Consider the following 19,902-nt stretch of genomic DNA (forward strand, 5'->3'; position numbering starts at 1 on the left):
GCGTGTTGCAGACCTTGCTGCCATCGTTGGCGCTTGATGCTAAACGAACGTTCAGTGACGTCAGTGATCGCCGTGTTGCGAATTCGTGCGGTGGAGGTGCATCGTCGATGTTGGCGAGGGGGCGAGATTATTATCTCGGGCTGAGACGCCGCTATGAGCCGGACGTCGCCAAGCTTGTCATCGTCGCGGAATCGCCGCCGGCCTCAGGAAAATACTTCTATGACTCGGCCGGCTCGATCAGCGAGCCGTTGTTCACGGCCCTCATGCGCCAGATGGGAGCCACCCCTGCGACGAAAGAAGAGGGGCTGCGACAATTTCAGCGCAAGGGATGGGTGCTGGTCGATGCGACCTACCAGCAAGTGGACAAGCTGCCGAAAGACGCGAGTCAGGATAGGAATGCGTTGATCGAAGACGATTACCCGCTGCTCGTCGCGGACCTATCCAGCCTTGTGTCGGATCGCGGCGTTCCCCTGATCTTGATCAAGGCAAACGTCTGCCGGATTCTGGAGCCTCGACTGACAAAGGACGGCTTCAACGTGATCAACGCCGGCCGCCCGGTCTATTTTCCGAGCACGGGACAGCAGAAAAGGTTCGAGCAGCAGTTCGCCGACGTCCTGAGGTCGGCTGACTGAGGTTTGACGGTCAAGGGCGAGGCACTGGTCGGCGATGTGCCGTCAGTCTCGGTCAGCATCCCCCATCTTGCGTGGGTCCAGCAGGTGACGGCAACGTGCGATGCACGCTGCCGATCATTTCGACGCCTCCTTGATCTTGTGCTCCAGATGCCCGGTGCCGTGATCCCTACGCAGCTGGCTCAGCGAGGTCTCGTTGAGCTGAAGCAGCACGTCGCTGAGTTTGGTCGAATCCGGATAACCGGCCGCGAACGACTTTCCGTAGATCTTGCGCAACGTGCCGACCAGCGTGTTGCCATGCTTCCTGCTGATCTCGCCATCCTTGTCGCGGTGGCGGCCGTCGAGGCCCGGTTCCTTCATGCGTCTCTCCCCTGATGCGGCTGGTGCCGTAATGCGACTTGCGCGCTTAGGAAGGGGAGCCTGCGCTCAATCGATGAGATTGGCAATGCTGCGGCGTGATACACGGGGTTCACGCGCGGTGCACCAAGAGAATCTGCGAATGAGTTGCTTGTCATACCGGGCTCCGTCCTTCCTGCGCGGCCGCAACCGCCTCGACTCGGCGAAGGCTCGGGCATGCACGTCGTTCAATCATGTTGGTCGAAGTGAATGGCCGGGACGGAGCCAGGCTATGACGGTGGAAAGATATCTGGGCGGAAACCCGGGTTCTTGGATGCGATCGCCGGGCCGCTCGACGCTGGCCAAAAATCCCTCGTTCTTTTTATCGGAAATCATGCTTTACTCCGTTCATCCCGCCTCATGCAGAGGGCGTACGCGTCGTCACGATACGTGGAGGTGGGCTGCGATGGACGTGGATGCTGCGCCAGACGAGCGCTTGCGTCGCGGACGGCGAAGTCGTGTGGTCCCGGCCTCCCGATGCTGAGGTCAAGCCTGCTGTTGATGCGCAAGCGTCACGCGGGCGATGGGGGCAAGAAAGCCCGGTCCCCAAGGAGAGCACGAAGGACACCGTTAAAACTGATCGCGCAGGGAGGGCCGGGTCGTCCGGCTGGACCTGTGGTACCTGCCGCCTGCATTTTTTTTCGCAGGCGGGCCACGGGCCTCAGTCGAGGTCCGGTTCTCCCTGCGCCTCTCGTGTTTCGAGACGCGCGCGACCAACGCATTCCTCGGACTCATCGAGCCGCGAGACCGCGCGCGCACGCCTGAACCGACCGCAAGTGGCTGTTTGACATCTGAGTGACGTGACGATGCCTGTCGGCGCCCGTGACAACGCCGAGCAGCGTCGGGCCGAACCCATGGATAGGAGACGCGGTCAGTCGCAGTGCGTCTCAAGAGGCGTGACGCGGTCAGAAACCGGGTCACGCATCGGTCTCGTACCCCGCGGGGACAGCGACGAACCCAGCGCCTTCCAATCGCTTCTCATCGGAAACCACGGAGCGTTCGTGTTCATCTGTGAACGATGACAACGAGATGCTCTACGCCGCCGGCATATGCAGCAGGATTGGCCCCAGTGATGGAGAGCTCCACTCGGCAAACGACGATTGCAGAAGGATATCGAAACAGTATCACGTTGAGGTTGTATTGAGAAGGCTTGGGTGTACAATCTTCGTGATGCCAGATTTCCGATGGGAACGACGGGCTTCCCAATAGTTCTGCTGGCTGAGAGGGTTGTGCCGGCATGCCTCTCATCGTCTATCCGCATTGCGACATGCACGTCGCGCTGAAGAAGCCCGCGACCAAGGTGCTGCCGTTCCGCGTGTTCGACCAGGATCTGCCGAACGGCTCGACGACCTACACGCTGACCGACGTCACCGCGGACTGCAATTTTCGAATCCTGGCGCCGTACAACCCGGTCGGGTCCCGGCTGACCAGCTTCGTGACGATCGATCCTGCGGCGCGCACCATCACCGGCGACGACGTCGGCACCAACCTCGTGGTGATCGAATACGGCCCCGGCTACATCGTCGCGCGTATCCAGGTGCACGACGATGTGCTCGGCTGGTGGTTCGGCAACTCCTCGATCACCACGGCGCTGCATCCGACGGTCGCCCACAGCCAGCCGACGCTGTGCGCGCTGTTCAGCGACGATCCGACCGGGACCGATCTCGTCGGCGACATCACCGGGCACGGCTTCGTCACGCTCAGCTCGGCAAGTCCCGGTACCTTCGTGGTGGCAAATACGAACAATGAGGGACGGTTGAGGGGCGTGAGCGAGGGGGCGGCCCAGCTCGACGGCAGCTTCCTCGGTGTCAACCAGAGCCTGCCGGTGAAGGTGGTCGACTACGCCAAGATCCGCGACAACATCTCAACGGTGCGCGCCGGCGACCTCGCCAATGCCGCCGAGATGCACAACATCCTGTTCCTCGCCGAAGGCTTTCGCGCGTCCGAGAAGGACAAGTTCGACAAGATCGTGCAGGAAGCGGCGGACGGTCTGTTCTCGCAGAAGCGCCACGAGCCCTACGGCACGCTCGCGGGCAGTTTCAACGTATTCAAGGCGTTCCAGGCGTCGGAAGAGCAGGCGGTGACCTGCGGCTGGCGCGTCAACGACGAGGAGACCTCGGAGCTTAGCAGGGGCGGACCGATTCCGTGGAATTACAGCGTTTCGGACGACAAGAGCATCTACGAGGTCGACGAGCTCGTGGCCCGCGTCGGCCTGCCGCTCCGCAACGAGACTGCGACGCCGGCGCAATTGAAGGCGCGCTGGGCGGGTCAGTCGCTGCCCAACTACGATGCGGCGAAGGTCAACGACACCCTGATCGAAGCGTGGAGGAAGCAGAAATCGCTCGGCCTCCTGGAGGCACGTGACACTTTCTACGGCCTGATGCTCGGCTCCCGCTGGGGCGACCGGTCGGCGAAGTCCGGGGCCGCTTTGACGATGCCGGCGGCGGATGCGGCGGGCGATGCCAACCTCGCGCCACTGATCGCCCGCGCCTATCAGTTCTTCAAGCCGGCCAGCGTCACCCGGCACCTTGCCCCGGATCCGCGCCGGCATCCGCCGGAGCTCGCTCGGAACGGCCGCGCGAACGTTGCGGCGCCGATCATGGCCTACCTGTCCGGACTGCGGCTCGGGTCGTCGCCGCATACCGCGCTCGGCGCCGAGTGGATACCGGACGGCACCTTCAAGCGCAGCCGCGGCCTGATCGCCATGATCACGAACGAGGACATGATCGGCGGCACCAATTTCAACCAGTCGACCGTGACCGCCAATTCGTTGCAGAGCCTGAAGACGCTCGACTTCGAATATCCGGCGACCAACACGGCGACGAAGAAGGTGATGCGGCGCAAGCCTGCCAGCGACATCGACGCCGACCTCACCGATATCATCGACACGGTCGCGCACGAATTCGGCCATTCCTTCAATCTCGGCGACGAATACGAGACGAGCGCCGAAGACAATGCGACCGCTTCGAGCGAGCAGGACAACATCGTCGCGCTCGCCGACATCTTTCAGGATCCGAGCTACGCCGCCAATCACTCCCGTCTGGTCGATCCGTCCAAGGTGAAATGGTTCGAACTTCTCAGGGTCCAGCTTTCGGCCAGGCTGACCCAGGCTTCGACCCAGCAGGGTGGCTCGATCGAGGTCAGGATCGACCCGCGCCAGATCCCGCGCTGGGTGCAGGCGAAGGCGGCCGGCCGCCAGGCGTTTCTCCGCCGCATCCAGATCACGGCGATCGGCCGGCAACTGCCGCTCACGTTCACCGATTCCGATTATCTCGTCAGACTCGACATCGGCGACATCGACCAGAACCTCGGCTCGATCCGGCTCGGCGGGCTGGAATTGCCGCCGGCGCCGTTTCCCGTGTTTCCGAAAGGCTCGCTGCTGTTCGTGCCGCGCCGCGACGATGCGGACGCGCTGGTCTATGTGGTGGAAAAGAAGGTGCGCGACTTCATCGCAGGCAACCATCTGCCGCTCAACAAGGATCCCGACTTCGCTCATGTGAACGACGAGGGCGACGACCCGAAGGACATCCCGAATTTCAAGCCGCCATGCAAGGCGCAGCGGCTGGTCGGCCTGTACGAAGGCGCATACAACTTCACCGGGCTGGTCTATCGTCCGGCTGGCGACTGCAAGATGCGGAACAACAGCGGCACCTTTTGCCATGTCTGCAAATGGCTGATCACCAACCGCGTCGATCCCGCGCTGCACGACGTCGTCGACCGCGAATTCTATCCGGAGGCCAAGAAAAATGGCTGAACCGGGTGCCCTCGAAACGATCGTCGCCGAGATCGGCAAGCTGCTGCTGCCGCTGCGGGCGGCGGTGGAGTCGCCGGCCGCGTTCCAGGGCCTGCTGCTCAAGCTGGGCTGGGATTCCGACGTGATTCCGAAGCCGATCGCCGATCTCGCGGTCGACTTGCAGCTGCTGTTCGATCGGCTCCAGGCGCTGGTCGGCGGCGGGCTGTCGCTCGACGGCGAAGTGGCGTCCGACGGCGAGACGACGGTCGTGTCCGGCTCGCTCGAAGACGCCTTCAAGACCATCGAGGCGATCGCCGGCGTCGTTCAGGCGATCGACGACCTCGTCTCGGCGCCCGGCGGTGCATTTTCGGCGACGCTGAACGCCGATAATTTCAAGGGCGAGTTTCCGGGGCAGCTCGTCGGCTATCTCTTCATCACCTATCTGCGCAACCATCATCCGGGCATCGGTTTCGCGCTGCAGGCGCTCGGCGTCATCCGCACCCGCTATACCGCGCCCGCCGGCAACCGCCCGGACTACATCGACTACAGGTTCAGCTTCCCGGACCTGCCGAAGATCGTCTCCGACCCGGTGACACTGTTCGAGAACGCCTTCGGCTGGGGCACCGACAGCTTCGACTTCTCCAGCTTCGCGCGGCAGATCGACAGCCTCGCGGCCGGGCTCGGGCTCGACGTCCGGATGGTGGAGGTGCCGGATCGGGCCGCGCGCGCCCTCGAAGGCGGCCCTCCGATCGGGCGTGCCGCCGTGCGCAAGCGGCTCCGCTTGGTGTTCTTCGAGCGGGCGCGCGACGCGGGACGGCTATCGGCCGAGCTCGGACTGTTCCCGCTGCCAAAGTCCGGGAGCAAGAAGCCGGGCTTCGCGCTGCTGCCGTCGTTCAGCGGGCTGCTGTCGGTGCGGATGCAGCTCGGTCCGACGATCGCGGTGACGATCTCGAGCGACCTCGATCTCACCGGCGGTGTCGGCCTGATGGTGCGGCCGGGCAGCGGCATCGACATGGTGATCGGCTTCGCAGGCAGCGGCGCGCCGACGTCGGCCAAGGGCACCGCGCGCGTCGAAGTGGAATACTCCGCCGCCTCCGGCAGCCCGACCATCGTTCTCGGCACCGGCGAGGGCACGCGGCTCGAATACCAATCGGTGAGCGGTGCCGGCGGTTTCACGCTGGTGGCGGGCAAGGACGTCGAGGTGTTCGCCGAGGCGGACCTCAAGGGCCTCGCTTTCGTCCTCGACGCGTCCGGCTCGGACGGCTTCATCTCGACCATCCTGTCGGGCATCTCGACGCGGTTCGAGTTCGATCTCGGCCTCGGCGTCGCCTATCCGCGCGGCGTGTATTTCCGCGGCACCTCGCATCTCGAGATCCAGATCCCAGCGCATATCGACCTCGGTCCGATCCAGGTGCAGGGACTGACGCTCGCGGTGACACCGTCGGCTGACGGCCTCCCGATCGATATCGGCGCGACGCTGAAGGCGGCGCTCGGTCCGCTGGTCGCGGTGGTGGAAAACATCGGGCTGCGGACCGATCTCGCTTTTCCGGGGAGCGGCGGCAACCTCGGCCCGATCGATCTATCCTTCGGCTTCAAGCCACCGAACGGCGTCGGGCTGTCGATCGATGCCGGGGCGGTGAAGGGCGGCGGCTATCTCTTCATCGATCCGGACCGCGGCGAATATGCCGGCGCGCTGGAACTGAAGATCCTCGACTTCCTCTCGGTGACGGCAATTGGCGTCATCACCACCAAGATGCCGGACGGGTCAAAGGGCTTTTCCTTCATCGCCATCATCACGGTCGAGTTCAATCCCGGATTGCAGCTCGGTTTCGGCTTCACCCTGCTGGGAGTCGGCGGACTGGTCGGGCTCAACCGCTCGATGGACCTCGACGCGCTAGTCAACGGCGTGCGCGCCGGCTCGCTGGACTCGGTGCTGTTCCCGCACGACGTCGTCGCCAACGCGCACCGGATCATCTCCGACCTCCGCACCTTCTTCCCGCCAGAGCAGGGGACCTTCCTCATCGGCCCGATGGCGAAGTTCGGCTGGGGCACGCCGACGCTGATCAGCCTGTCGCTCGGGATCATCATCGAGATTCCCGGCAACATAGCCATCATCGGCAAGCTGACGGTGGCGATCCCGGACGAGCGGCTGCCGCTCATCATCATCCAGGTCGCCTTCATGGGCGCCATCGAATTCGACAAGAAGCGCGGCTGGTTCTTCGCCATCCTGTACGAATCCCGCGTGATCTTCATGCCGCTCGACGGCGGCATGGGCGTGCTCGCGTCGTTCGGCGGCGACGCCACTTTCATCGTCTCCGTCGGCGGCTTCCACCCGGCCTACAATCCACCGGCGCTGCCGTTCCCGCCGATCCCCCGGATCGCGATCAACATTCTCAACACGCCGGTGGCCCGCATCCGGGTCGACGCCTATTTCGCGGTGACGTCGAACACCGTGCAGTTCGGCGCACATGCGGAGCTGTATTTCGGCGTCTCGATCGCCAACATCGAGGGCCATCTCGCCTTCGACGCGCTGTTCCAGTTCTCGCCGTTCTATTTCATCATCACGATCTCTGCCTCGCTGTCGGTGAAGCTGTTCGGCGCGGGGCTGTTCAGTATCCGCTTCCGCGGCTCGCTCGAAGGCACATCGCCCTGGCACGTCGAGGGCACCGGGAGCATCTCGCTGCTGTTCTGGGACGTCGACGTCGACTTCTCCCACACCTGGGGCGACAAGGAGGACACCAGCCTGCCGCCGGTCTCCGTGCTGCCCCTGCTGGTGGCGGAATACTCGAAGGCGGAGAATTGGACTGCCGCGCTGCAGAACAGCAGCAGGCTGTTGGTGACGCTCAAGACCGTGGACGCGGGCTCCGATCTTGTCCTGCATCCGGTCGGGTCGCTCAAGATCACCCAGCGTGCGATCCCGCTCGGCATCACCCTCGACAAGATCGGCGCGCAGCGCCCGGACGACGCCAATTACTTCTCGGTCGCGACCGCGACGTCGGGCATCGAGAAGCGCGCCACCATCCGGGAGTCGTTCGCGATCGCCCAGTTCAAGGACCTCAAGGACGGCGAGAAGCTCAGCGCGTCCGACTACGAGGCCGAGGAGGCGGGGCTGGAGCTGTCGGTCACTGGCAACCAGGCAAAGACCAGCTATGTCACCAAGCGCATCGCCCGCTACGAAGAGATCATCGTCGACAACAATTTCAAGCGGGCCCGCCGGCGCTTCGTCACGCTCATCTCCGGGCTGTTCACGCACTTCCTGGCCAACAACGCCGTGGCGCGGTCCGAGATCTCGGCGAAGTCGCGCGATCTGAAGCACGTATTCGACGACAAGATCGCGGTCGATCAGACGTCCTATGTGGTGGTGAGCCTGGCCGACAATTCGCCGATCGCCGGCGCGCCTGCGTCGTTCCAATCGCGCGCCAGCGCCGGCGAATTCATGGCGGCGGAGACGCGGCGCAATCCGAACTTCGCAAGCGAGGCCCATATCGTGCGCCCGCACGAGATGAAGCGCGCGGCGTAGCGGAGGCACGATGATGGCGGGCGATCCGGCGAGGCGGCGGGGAGGAGCGGGATGAGCGACACGATCGGCACCTATTCCTTCCTGCCCTGGCTGCGGCTCGGCGTGGCGAACAGCATCACGGCGTTCGACAACGACAACTCGGTGGCGCTGCGCGCGACGATCAAGGTCGACTTGTCGCTGGCCGGGCGGCCGGTCCAGGGCGACACGGATCTGACGGCGACGATTTCGCGCGATGTCGCGCTCTATGGTCCCGGGGACATCGTCGGCATCGATCCGATGGCGGTGGTGAAGGTGGAGCCGCGCGACTGGATCACCAATTTCGAGCCGAACTACCTGCCCTTCGTTGAGTTCTACGACGAGGATTTTCCGTGGCGCTACACGCCAGCGGCGCCGGACGAATCGCGCCACCGGCTGCGCCCGTGGCTCGCACTTCTGGTGCTCGAGGTGGAGGAGTTCAAGGAAGTCGCGGTGTCGTCGGCGCGGCCGCTGCCGGCGATCGAGGTGACGGGCGATCCGGCCTCGGTATTTCCGCCCGCCGACCAGCTTTGGGCCTGGGCGCACGTCCACGTCAACCGCGACCTGATCCAGCAGGACGGCGTGGTGGAATCGACCAATGCGGACCAGGCGAGGGCGCGACTGGAGAGCCTGCTGGCCAGCAATCCGGACTACGCCTATTCGCGCGTCCTGTCGCCACGTCAGTTGAAGCCGAATACGTCCTACCATGCGTTCGTGGTGCCGACCTTCGAGAGCGGCCGTCTCGCCGGCCTCGGAATCGCGCCGGCGGCGAATCCCGCACTCTTCGCCACCCTGTCGGCCTGGGCGGACTATACCGACCGGCCGTTCCCGACGCTGCATCCGGTGTACAAGCGGTGGTACTTCAAGACTGGGACGGTGGGCGATTTCGAGTACCTCGTCCGCCTGTTGAAGCCGCGTCCGCCGGACTCGCGGCTCGGCCGCCGCGACATGGACACGCAGACGCCCGGCTCCGGGATGCCGCCCATCGCGGTCGCCGGGCTCCACGGGGTGCTGCGGCTCGGCGGCGCGCTCAAGGTGCCGGACGAGGCGCTGACCGGCGCGCAGGAGGCGGAAGCCGCGGCCTACGAGGGCTGGGACGAACCCTACGCGCACGAATTCGAGAAGGCGCTGGCGGGCTTCGTCAACCTGACCGACGACTATGCCCGCGAAGGCGCGCCCGACCCGGTGATCACGCCGCCGCTGTACGGCCGCTGGCACGCGCTCACCGAACGGCTGCTTGAGGAGGCAGACGGCAGCGACGCGCCGCAGCCGCGCAACTGGGTGCACGAGCTCAATCTGGACCCGCGGTTTCGCGTTCCCGCCGCGTTCGGCACGGCGGTCGTGCAGAAGAATCAGGAGGCCTATATGGACGCCGCCTGGGACCAGGTCGGCGACATCCTTGCGGCGAACCGGCGGATCAGGCTGGCGCAATTCGCCAAGGCCGCAGCCGCGATCTGGCATGCGCGCCATCTCGGGCCGCTGAAGGATCTCAGTGCGGAACGCGGGCTGACAATGATGGCGCCGGTGCAGCGCCGGGTGATCGCCGACGGCTTCACGCTGCGCCATCGGCTCAAGGAAAGCACGGTGCCCCGCGCGGCGCTGTCCGCGCCGTTCCGGCGCGCGGTCCGGCCGCGCGACCAGCTCGCGGCGACGCTCGGCTTCGACTCGCCGAAAGGCGCCGAAGAGCTGCTGGAGAAGGTCAATCGCGGCGAGGTCAGCGCGGCGCCGCCGCGGGTCACCCCGGAAGCCTTGCCGGTGGTGGAGGATGTCGCCGCGCAGCTTCAGCCGAAGTCGCTGCCCGCGGAGCTGACCAACTGGCTCACCAAGCACCGCTGGGCGAAGTGGGTCCTACTGGTCGTTCTGCTGCTGCTCGCCGTGCTGCTGCTGGCCGTCGCCGTCCCGCTCGCGATCGTGGTCGCGGCAGCGGCGCTGGCGCTGTTCCGATGGCTGGTGCGGCTGGAGAAGCAGGCCGGCATCGCGACCGGCGTGTTGCCGCAAGGGGCTTCGCCCGAGATCATCGACGCGCTGCCGGGCTTTCCGTCGTTCACCATCCGCGATCCCGATCCCGCGGCGCCTGAGCCCGTCGGCGGCGCTTCGTCCGCCGACAGCCCGGAGGCGGCGCGCTTCAAACTGGCCCTCAAGGATCTCAACCGGCTGCTCACGGTCAGCGCCGATCTCGGCAAGCCGCCGTTGCGCAAGCCGATCGACATCGCCGCGCTCGGAGCGTCGACTTTCGCTGCGATTGATCCCGACAAGACGGTGCCCGCCTTCACCTTTTCCTCGATCACCATTCCGCCGCGAGTGCTGGCCATCAACGGGATCGCGACGCTGCTGCAGCCGGAAGTGTTCAAGCCTGTGATGGCATATCCGGAAATCGACCTGCCGATGTACAAGCCGCTTCTCGGTCTGTCCGACGAGCACTTCCTGCCGAACATCGACAAGATTCCGCAGAACACGATCACGCTGCTCGAGACCAATCAGCGTTTCATCGAGGCCTACATGGTCGGCCTCAACCATGAATTCGCCCGCGAGCTGCTGTGGCGCGAATATCCCACCGACCAGCGCGGCAGCTGCTTCCGCCAGTTCTGGGACCCGAGCGGCGTGATCGACCGGGAGGGCCTGTCGAAGGACGAACTGCGCGAAAAGCTCCGCGATATTCCGCCGCTCCACACCTGGTCGCTGTTCTCCAAGCTCGGCGATCACGACCATCGCGAGAAGCCGGGCGAGAACGAGGAGGAAGTCGTCCTCGTCATCCGCGGTGAGCTGCTGAAGAAATATCCCACCGCGGTGATCTACGCCCAGAAGGCGCGCTGGCAGCGCGACGACGGCGGCGCGATCAATCCCCGCGTCGAGCGGGTGCTGGAGACCGACGGTCCGGTGGAAGACCGCCTGCGCACGCCGCTCTACGAAGCCAAGGTCGATCCCGACATCACCTTCATTGGCTTCGACCTGACCTCGAAGGAGGCAAAGGGAGGCACCGGCCGCGGCAATTCGACGGCGCCGGGCTGGTTCTTCGTCATCAAGGAGCGGCCCGGCGAGCCGCGCTTCGGCCTCGATATTTCTCGCGACGGGCCGCTCAACGTCTGGAACGACCTCGCCTGGCCTGACGTGCTGTCCGACGCCGACAAGGGCTTTCTGCAGATCAGGCCGGGCGGGCCGACCCTCACCCTGGACGATCCGGTGGCGCCGGAGCTGCAGGAGAAGAAACAACAGTACGACGAGGACAAGGCGCTACGCTGGCATCCGGACAGCAACTCCGCGGAGCTCGCCTACATCCTCTACCAGGTTCCCGTGCTGGTCGCGGTGCACGGCAGCGAGATGCTGCCGAACTGATCGCGCAGCGGACACGACAGGGGGCGGCGGAGGCGAAATGTCCGAGTTCGATGATATCCGCAAGGAGCTGGAAGCGTCGCGCGCCGCGGCCGATGCGACGTCGCGCGAGATCGGCCGGATTCGCCACACCCGCGCGCGGCTGATCCGCGACCGCGCACGGGCCGAGCGCGTCAGCAAGGGCGCCGATGATCTGGCGCTGGCGGCGATCGACAAGGAGACCAAGGCGGCGGCCTCCGAGATCGAGCGGCTGGGCGGTGCGCTGAAGGCGGCGAAGGACGAAGTGGTCCGCAATAGCGGGCTGTTCGCGAACTTCACCGACCCACGCCGCAACATCGGCCTGCTGTCCGATCAGACGCCGATCCTGCTGATGCCGCTGCGGATCGAAACGCGCTTCAAGCAGGCGGCGGAATTCGGCGGCGACCGCGACGAGCTGTGGGTCCGGGTTTATCCGGACGACATCGCCGTCGACAGCTTCGAGGAGGCGTTGTCGGAAGACGAGGTGAAGCGCGCCCAGGCCTATTGGGCCGACGTCTGGCGGGCGAACCACGACCCCGCCGGGGAGCGGGCCGCCTGGCGAACGCTCGTGAGCGGACAGGGCTCGGGGCGGTCCTACTACGTGACCCAGACTCATCGCCCGCTCAACGAGGCGGCGCGACCGGCCAGGGTGGAAGGCGTGCCGACCGTGATCCTGACGGTGGTGACCAGCGCGCCGCTGGCCGATTCCGAGCGAGGTGCGGTCAGCGCATTCTGGACCGCGCTGTGGCGCGCCGGCACGGATGTGGCCGCGCAGACGGACGCGATCGCCGCGCTCGATAACGCGCTCGGGGCCGAGCGCGCCGCGGCGGTCCGTGAGGCGTACCGGCCGCGGAATCTCGCCGACGCGCCGCCCGAGGGCGCGGACCGCGCGACCACCACGGTCATCGCCGCGTATCTGGAGTTTCCCGCCGCGGACGCCACGCCGATGCGCGAGACCGGTTGGTCGCAGCCGGCGACCGCGCGGACCTTGCCTGATCGCCTCGTCCTGCTCGGCTACAACGGCGGAACGCTCGAACTCGAGCAACTCGGAAAACCGATTCCGTCGCCGCTGCCGGTCACGCCGTCGCCGACCGGAACGGACGACGCGTCGGTCGCGCACGACGGCGACGACATCACGTTCGGTCCGGAGCTCGAATGGGTGCGCAACTTCGACCGCGCCGTCGAGATCGGCATGGGATTCCGGGTGCCGCTAACGCCGCCCGCCTTCCGCCGCGGCTTCGATCAGTTGATGGTGCTCGGTGTGCGGCTCGGGGCCGATGCAGACGCCGGCCGGGTCGCGCTGGAGCAGTTGTTCGCCCATCATCATCAGTCGAAGGCCGGGTTCTCGATCCTTCCGCAGGGCCAGCCGACCAACAACGTCGAGGGCGAGGGCGCCGCCTACAGCTGGCGCGAGGATTCCGACGTCAGCTTCGATCACTACTTCGGCACTCCGCCCCTGGACCCCGACGGATGGTTCGAGCGGACAGACGGACGCTGCCTCGCCGCCACGCTCGGTCTCGATCCGGCCGCGCTGGCGGCGATCCCCTTCTACCATCGCCACGACGTCAACGACGCCCGCGCCATGAACACGGCACTGTGGCCGGCTACGCTCGGTTACTTCATGGAGAGCATGCTTCATCCGGTCTTCGACGATTCGACGGTGGAGCGGACCCGCGACTTCTTCGTCCGGCACGTGTCGGCACGCGGGCCGATGCCCACAATCCGCGTCGGTCGTCAGCCCTACGGCATCCTGCCGGCGACGCCGCGCTCGCGCATCCAGTGGATCTTCGCGGGGTCGAACGTCGCAGTCGGGGCCGCGCACGCGCCGGACGATCCGGAATTGCCGTTCCTGACGCGGTTGTATCAGTTGCTGCGCAAGGTCGAGGCCGACCTCGAGCCGCTGATGTCGCGGGTGTCCTACATCGGCAAGCCGGGCGGCGACCGTCATCAGATATTGCTCGATGTCCTCGGTCTGCACGCCGGATCGGTGGAATTCCAGCAGCGCTTCGCCGAAAGCTTCAAGGAACTGTACAACCGCCTCGCGATGCAGGGGGCGGGCGGCGCCTTGGTCGCGCTCCTGCTCGCCGCGGGCTATGTCGGAAGCGGGCTCGATCTGCTGAAGCAGCTCGGCTACACGCCGCCCGAGGGGATCGAGGGGCCGGACATCCTCGAGAAACTCTTTCTCAAGGCGCCCAACCAGCTCAAGGGCCCGCTGATCGACGACCGTCCGTTGTCGGAGACCGAGCAGATCCGCGCCTACACCGCCGGCGGCGACAACTACATCGGCTGGCTGATCAAGGCTGCGGCGACCTCCCACGATGCGCTGCGGCTGCAGCAGGGCTTCACCCAGCGCCCGAACGCGCTGCTGTATCTCATGCTGCATCACGCGCTCGACCTGAGCTTCGTCGAGACCAGCATCCGCCTGTTCTTCAATGCCGGGCTGATCGGCGAGACCGAGCTGAAGGCGGCGCGGCGCGAGCCGAAGTTCTTTCAGGTCGAGGAGGCGAGCCTCGCCGTGCCGGCTGCGGCCGGCGGCAGCCGCTGGCGCTATCTCCACCGCAGCGACGCCGCGGTCACCGGAACGGGACTGAGGACGGTCGGCGAGTTCATCCCGACGGTGCTGACCTCGATGGTCGCCACCGCGTATCTCAAGCGCCAGCTCGATGCGCTCGAATGGCTGAAGAGGTCCCCGACAGCGGTTCTGGAACGGGTGTTCGCCGAGCATCTCGACCTCTGCACCTACCGGTTCGACGCCTGGTACGGCGGCATCATGAGCCGCCAACTGGAACGGATGCGCTATCCGCACGGTGCCGGCCGGGGGACCGCCCAGCCGGGTGCACCGGCCGGCGAGGCGAAGACCGGGATCTATCTCGGCGCCTATGGCTGGCTCGAGAACGTCAAGCCGGAGTTCAAGAAGCTGACGGCGGTCGAACTGCCGGCAAACCTCGCGGCGATCTTCGCCGATCCGGATGCGCCGCCGCTGATGCGCGACCGCAGCAACCAGGGCTACATCCACGCGCCGTCGCTGAACCAAGCGGTGACCGCCGCGGTGCTGCGCAACGGCTATCTGTCGAACGCCACGCCCGACAATTCCGGCAGCCTCGCCGTCAATCTCAGTTCGGAACGAGTCCGCATCGCGCTGTCGATCATCGAGGGAATGAAGGGCGAGCAGAGCCTCGGCGCGCTGCTCGGCTACCAGTTCGAGCGCGGCCTGCACGACCGCCACGACGTCGAAGTGGACGGGTTCATCTACGACCTCCGCAAGGTGTTCCCGCTGGTCGGCGACCGGCTGACTCCGACGCGTACCGGTCGGCTCGACGCGTTCGGTCGGCGACTGCGGATCAACCGGGTGGAGGCGCGCAACGTCATCGACGGCCTTGCTTTGGTCGAGCACATCAAGACCAGCGGCGTGAGCAGCTACCCGTTCGGCCACAATGCCGACCTGCCGGCGGCGAGCCCGCAGCAGGCCGCGGCGATCACCGCCGAGGCCGCGCGGATTGCCGACATCGCCGACGCGGTCGCCGACCTCGCGATGGCAGAGAGCGTGCATCAGGTGGTGCAGGGCAACTACGACCGCGCCGGCGCCGTGCTCGACACCTACTCCAAGGGAAAATTCCCGGCGACCCCAGACGTGGTGCGCACGCCGCGGTCGGGGGTGACGCTGACCCATCGGGTGGCGCTGCATCTCAAGGCCGGGCTCGACCCGAACGATGGCGCGCTGACATCGCCGCGGGCGAAGGCGGAGCCAGCGCTCAACGCCTGGCTCGCGGGCATTCTACCGCCGCCGGCAGCAGTCGCCTGCTCGGTGACGGTCACCGACCCGCTCGATCTCTCCTCCGTCACCTACAACGTGACGCAGGCCGATCTCGGCCTGCTGCCGATCGACCTGCTGTATCTGCTCGATCCGGACAACGATCCAGCCGCCAAGGCGCTCGATGATCTGATCGAAGCGCATGTGATCGCCGTCCATGCACCGCGCCCGGACGCAATGCTGACGATCGCCTACCGCGAGAGGATTGCGGCGATCGCCGGGCATGTGCCGCTGTTCGAACTGTCGGCGTTGGTGCGGCATCTCAGAAGCCTGCTACTGCGTTCACGTCCGCTCAAGGCGAGCGACATGGCGATGGCCGGCGAGGCGAACGAGGCGGTCGATCTCGACGCGGCGCTCGCGCGCGAGCGGGCAACGCTGCCGCGCGATCTGCTCGCCGCGCGGCTTGCGGATCTCGACGCCTTCCGTACGGCGCTGCAGGCCCGCCTCGACGCCAAGCAGGAGGCCCAGATCGCCACGGAGATCGAGCAGACGATCACCGGCTTCGTGTCGGTGATGCAGGGTCTCGGTCCCTTCGCGGCGTTGCAGACCGGTACCGGTGCCGTCTACGCCGACCGGCGGCGGATCTTCTCCCAGTTGCACGCCGTACTCGCCGGCTACATCGCTCGATGGACCAGGCAACTCGCCGAGTTCGACGCACGCATACTCGCCTACGACGCTGATTCCGGCGCGCCGGACGCGGCGAAGTTCCTGGCGCTGCGGGTGGCCGAAAAGCTGATCGCGACCGCGGCGACCGACCCTCTACCGGCGCAGCCGGACGATTTCCGCGACGATCTCATGAGCGGCAAGCGCGCCGCCTTCGTTGGACAGCGCGCCGTTCTGATCATGCTCTACGACAATGCGTCCGATCTCGCCGCCCTGCATGACGGCATCGAGGCGTCGAAGGCTGCGAACGCCGCGTTCGACGCGGCGGCGATCGACATCGCGGCACAGCGCACGGCGATCGTCGCCCTCGCAGAGGACATGGCGAAGCGCACCGCCGCGCTCGCGCTCGAACTGACGACGCGGCTGCCGGCGATCCAGGCCCGGCTCGATCAATACGATGCCGCGGCGGAGGCGAAGAACAAGATCGAGGCATTGACCGCCGCGGCGAAGCTGCTGTTCGGCGAAGATTTCAAGATCGTTCCGGATTTCGGTCTGCCAGCGGCGCAGGCCGGTGAATGGAGCAACGCCTGGGGCGCGGAGGCGCAGGCGGACGAGACCATTCTCGGGTTCCTCAAGACGACGATCGGACGCCGCTTTCCGCTCGACGACTGGTTCACGGGTGTCGCGCGGGTGCGGTCGAAGCTGCACGATCTGGAAGCTTCGCAGCATCTCGCCGACGCGTTCACGGGGGCGGGCGTCGCGCTGCAGGCGCTGCAATTTCCGCATCGCCCCGAGTTGCCGTGGCTCGGACTCGAATTCCCGGAGACCGATGCCGACGGAAAGCCGTTCGTGATCGACGAGGACAAGCTGCTCTATACCGCGCATTTCGCCGAAAGCTTCGATCCGGCGCGGCGGCAACTCGGGCTGTTGCTCGACGAGTGGACCGAAGTGATCCCGCGCCCGACCGAGGATACCGGTCTGGCGTTCCACTTCGACCGGCCAAACGCCGAACCGCCGCAGACTCTGCTGCTGGCGCTGCCGCCGAAATTTGTCGGCTCGTGGCAGTGGCAGGATCTCGTCGACACGGTACGCGAGACGATGGACCTCGCCAAGAAGCGCGCGATCGAGCCCGACCACGTCGACACGACCGCCTATGCCCGCTTCCTGCCGGCGCTGGTGTCCGCCGTGGCCTTCCATCCGATCACGGCCTCGCTCAACTTCGCTTTCAACAACAACCTCGCCGCGGTGCTGGCCGAGACGGAGACGGGCAATGGCTGACTATGTCGCGGTTCAGAACCTCTCCGCCGTGTTCTCCGGCAAGGTGAAGCTGCCCACCATCACGTTGTGGAACAGGCTCGAGGGCCGTCCACGCACGCACGATTTCGACCGCGCGCTCAAGGCCGAGGTCCGTGATCCGCTGTGGCTGCTGACGAAGCAGTGGCAGATGGGCGAGTTTCAGGGCGACGACGCCGGCTCGCCCGTCGTCGCCAAGGTGCACATCGAGACCACCGAACTGACGAAATACCGCGCGGCCGGCAATCCGCCGGAAGCGTTCGCGGACGACGTGCCGCTCGAAGCCAAGGTCGAGCGGCGGCCGATCCCGTTCCGTCTCGCCGGCCAGAAGATCGCGTTCGATCTCCGCATCGCCCTGGGCCGGCGCTGGCTGAAGCTCGTCGCCGGCATCGAGCCGGGGCTTGCCCAGCAATTCATCGCGGCGCTGCCGGTCGCCATGCCAGATCCGGCGCTCAAGGCCGATGCGCCGGTCGCCGCCCATCGCGAAGCCTGGCAGACGATGGCGGCGCTGGCCGGCCGGTCGATGGACGGCTACGACCTCGTCGAGCATCTGACGGCCGCGCCCGGCAATCACGCGCACGACCTCGTCGTGCTCGGCAATCCAGCCAGCACCGCTGCGATCGAGACGGCGGAGGCGGAATTCCTTGGCTGGTACCGGGAGGCGTTCTACCAGCCCGCCGCGGGTGCCGCCGATGCCTGGCTGCCCGATCGCCTCGAATACGCCTTTGCAGCGTCGGCGCCCAAGGCGGGCGGCGAGAAGCTCGTGGTCGCCGACGAATACTTCCAGGGGCATCTCGACTGGTACAACTTCGACGTCGACGCCTCCGGCGCAGGACTCGGTGACCTGGCGGACGCGCCGCCCCCGGCCGCCGTCGAGACGACCTTTACGGCGTCGTTCATCCCGGCGCCGATCCAGTTCGACGGCATGCCGAACACACGCTGGTGGACCTTTGAGGAGGGACGAACGAATTTCGGCGACATCGATCCGGAGACGACGGACGTCAACAAGCTGCTGCTGATCGAATTCGGCCTCGTCTACGCCAACGATTGGTTCCTGATGCCGTTCACCGTGCCGGCCGGGGCGATCACCCGGGTCGCCGGCATGAGCGTGACCAACGTCTTCGGCGAGCGGATCTGGGTCGAAGCCGCGGGCAAGGGCACGGACGCCGATTGGCAACGCTGGTCGATGTTTACGCTGGCGACGAAGGGGAGCGACGACATTCCCGCCGATCTCAGCCTGTTCATCGTGCCCAGCGTGCCGAAGATCCAGGAGAGCGAGCCGCTGGAGTCGGTGGAACTGTTCCGCGACGAGATGGCCAACATGGTGTGGGGTGTCGAGTCGCGGGTGATGTTGGCTTCGGGCGACAGCAAGAGCGGGCGCAGCGCCGCGCTCGACACCCGCCGCTATTTCCGTCGCCTGGTGGAGGAGAGCCTGCCGCCGGACCCACCACCTGCGCCGCCGATCGAGAACGACGCCGCGATCCGCTATCGGCTGATGAGCGAGATGCCGGAGAACTGGATCCCATTCATCCCGGTGCACATCGACAACGACAGCCGCGAGATCCAACTGCGTCGCGCTGCAATGTTGCGGGTCATCGACCGTGACCCGGATCCGCCGGTGCGCGTCGAACCTCGCACCGATCTGCTGCGCCACGGTCTCGACCTCCCGCAGCAGCAGGGCTACAATCTTCATGAGGAGGAGGTGCCGCGCGCGGGCATTCGTGTCACCCAGAGCTTCCAGCGCACGCGCTGGTACAACGGCCGCACTTTCGTCTGGCTCGGCATCCGCAAGGAGACCGATCGCGGCGAGCGGTCGAGCAAGCTCGCTTTCGACGCGATCCTTCCGAAGCGGAAGGCATGAACGCATGAAACGTCACCGTCGAAATATAGCGGTGGCGCGGCCGCCGGAGATTGAGGGTTGAACGGGCGCGCGTCATTGCCAAGTCGGGAATTTCTCGCGCGACGGCAGACGCCCGGCGCCCCAAGATTACGTAGCGGCCAGCAAGTGTGAATATCCGAAGATCCGTTCTCAACCTCAGCGCTTCCTTCACGACATAGGAGCAACGGAGAGCGAGCACGAGGAACGCCGTTCAAGATTGAGCGCGAAGAAGTTCGCCTTGATTGTGCCGAATCGAGGGTCACTGCGTTATCGTACGTTGCGGCTTGAGCATCTTCGGCAGAGGCCCATATCCATAAGGGCAGAGATCACGCGGGATCGCTCATAGCACGGCAACCGCCGGCTCTGCTCAAACCTGGTGATGGGTAGTCCCACCGCAGCCCGTCTCAGCCGGGCTCATGAATTCTGTGCAGCCCAGTCACCAAGGCGGTAATCACGCTTATCACGGCGCTCGTACCATGGTCATTCAAGAACGAATCTCTGCGTCATGGTTGTCATGCACCTCAGTCTGCCACGTGGAGCGCGACGATGGTGCTGGTTGGTGACACCGTCGCACTTAAGGGGAGAACGGTGATCGACACTCCGAAGTTTGGATCCCTTGAAGCCGTCGAATCCGCTAAAGCTCGACAAAGATTCGCAGGCTTGCCTCGCATTCGT

The 19,902-nt window shown here is 65.9% G+C and carries 7 protein-coding genes; 6 read left to right on the forward strand and 1 reads right to left on the reverse strand.

Annotated elements, in window-relative coordinates:
* Positions 1-5 precede the first annotated feature (5 nt).
* Entirely contained in the window at positions 6-632 is a 627-nt protein-coding gene (locus tag ACQR1E_RS28475) for a hypothetical protein (protein ID WP_315716268.1), read from the forward strand.
* A 114-nt stretch (positions 633-746) separates the two neighbouring features.
* Here the strand turns inward: ACQR1E_RS28475 and ACQR1E_RS28480 are convergent, their stop codons facing one another.
* The gene (locus ACQR1E_RS28480; RefSeq protein ID WP_315716267.1) at positions 747-989 is read right to left on the reverse strand and encodes a hypothetical protein; all 243 of its coding nucleotides are present in this window, start codon (positions 987-989) and stop codon (positions 747-749) included.
* A 1,273-nt stretch (positions 990-2,262) separates the two neighbouring features.
* Here ACQR1E_RS28480 and ACQR1E_RS28485 point away from each other — a divergent pair.
* The 5 genes from ACQR1E_RS28485 to ACQR1E_RS28505 are packed head-to-tail and all read left to right on the forward strand — an operon-like array spanning position 2,263 to position 19,209.
* On the forward strand, positions 2,263-4,779 hold the full coding sequence (locus ACQR1E_RS28485; RefSeq protein ID WP_316202545.1) for a M64 family metallopeptidase: 2,517 nt from the start codon (positions 2,263-2,265) through the stop codon (positions 4,777-4,779).
* Positions 4,772-8,278 (forward strand): DUF6603 domain-containing protein, encoded by a 3,507-nt coding sequence (locus tag ACQR1E_RS28490; RefSeq protein ID WP_434897852.1) that lies wholly within the window; start codon positions 4,772-4,774, stop codon positions 8,276-8,278. The genes ACQR1E_RS28485 and ACQR1E_RS28490 overlap by 8 nt, the downstream gene beginning before the upstream one ends.
* Positions 8,279-8,329: 51 nt before the next feature.
* Positions 8,330-11,626 carry a hypothetical protein gene (locus ACQR1E_RS28495; RefSeq protein ID WP_434897853.1) on the forward strand — a complete coding sequence of 1,099 codons (3,297 nt, stop codon included), beginning with the start codon at positions 8,330-8,332 and terminating at the stop codon, positions 11,624-11,626.
* A 37-nt stretch (positions 11,627-11,663) separates the two neighbouring features.
* The gene (locus ACQR1E_RS28500; protein ID WP_434897854.1) at positions 11,664-17,333 is read left to right on the forward strand and encodes a hypothetical protein; all 5,670 of its coding nucleotides are present in this window, start codon (positions 11,664-11,666) and stop codon (positions 17,331-17,333) included.
* Positions 17,326-19,209, forward strand: coding sequence for a hypothetical protein (locus ACQR1E_RS28505; RefSeq protein ID WP_434897855.1), 1,884 nt, complete (start codon positions 17,326-17,328; stop codon positions 19,207-19,209). Before ACQR1E_RS28500 ends, ACQR1E_RS28505 begins: the two co-directional genes overlap by 8 nt.
* The last annotated feature ends 693 nt before the right edge of the window (positions 19,210-19,902 follow it).

Source organism: Bradyrhizobium sp. HKCCYLRH1030, assembly GCF_051168395.1.
Classification (GTDB): Bacteria; Pseudomonadota; Alphaproteobacteria; order Rhizobiales; family Xanthobacteraceae; genus Bradyrhizobium.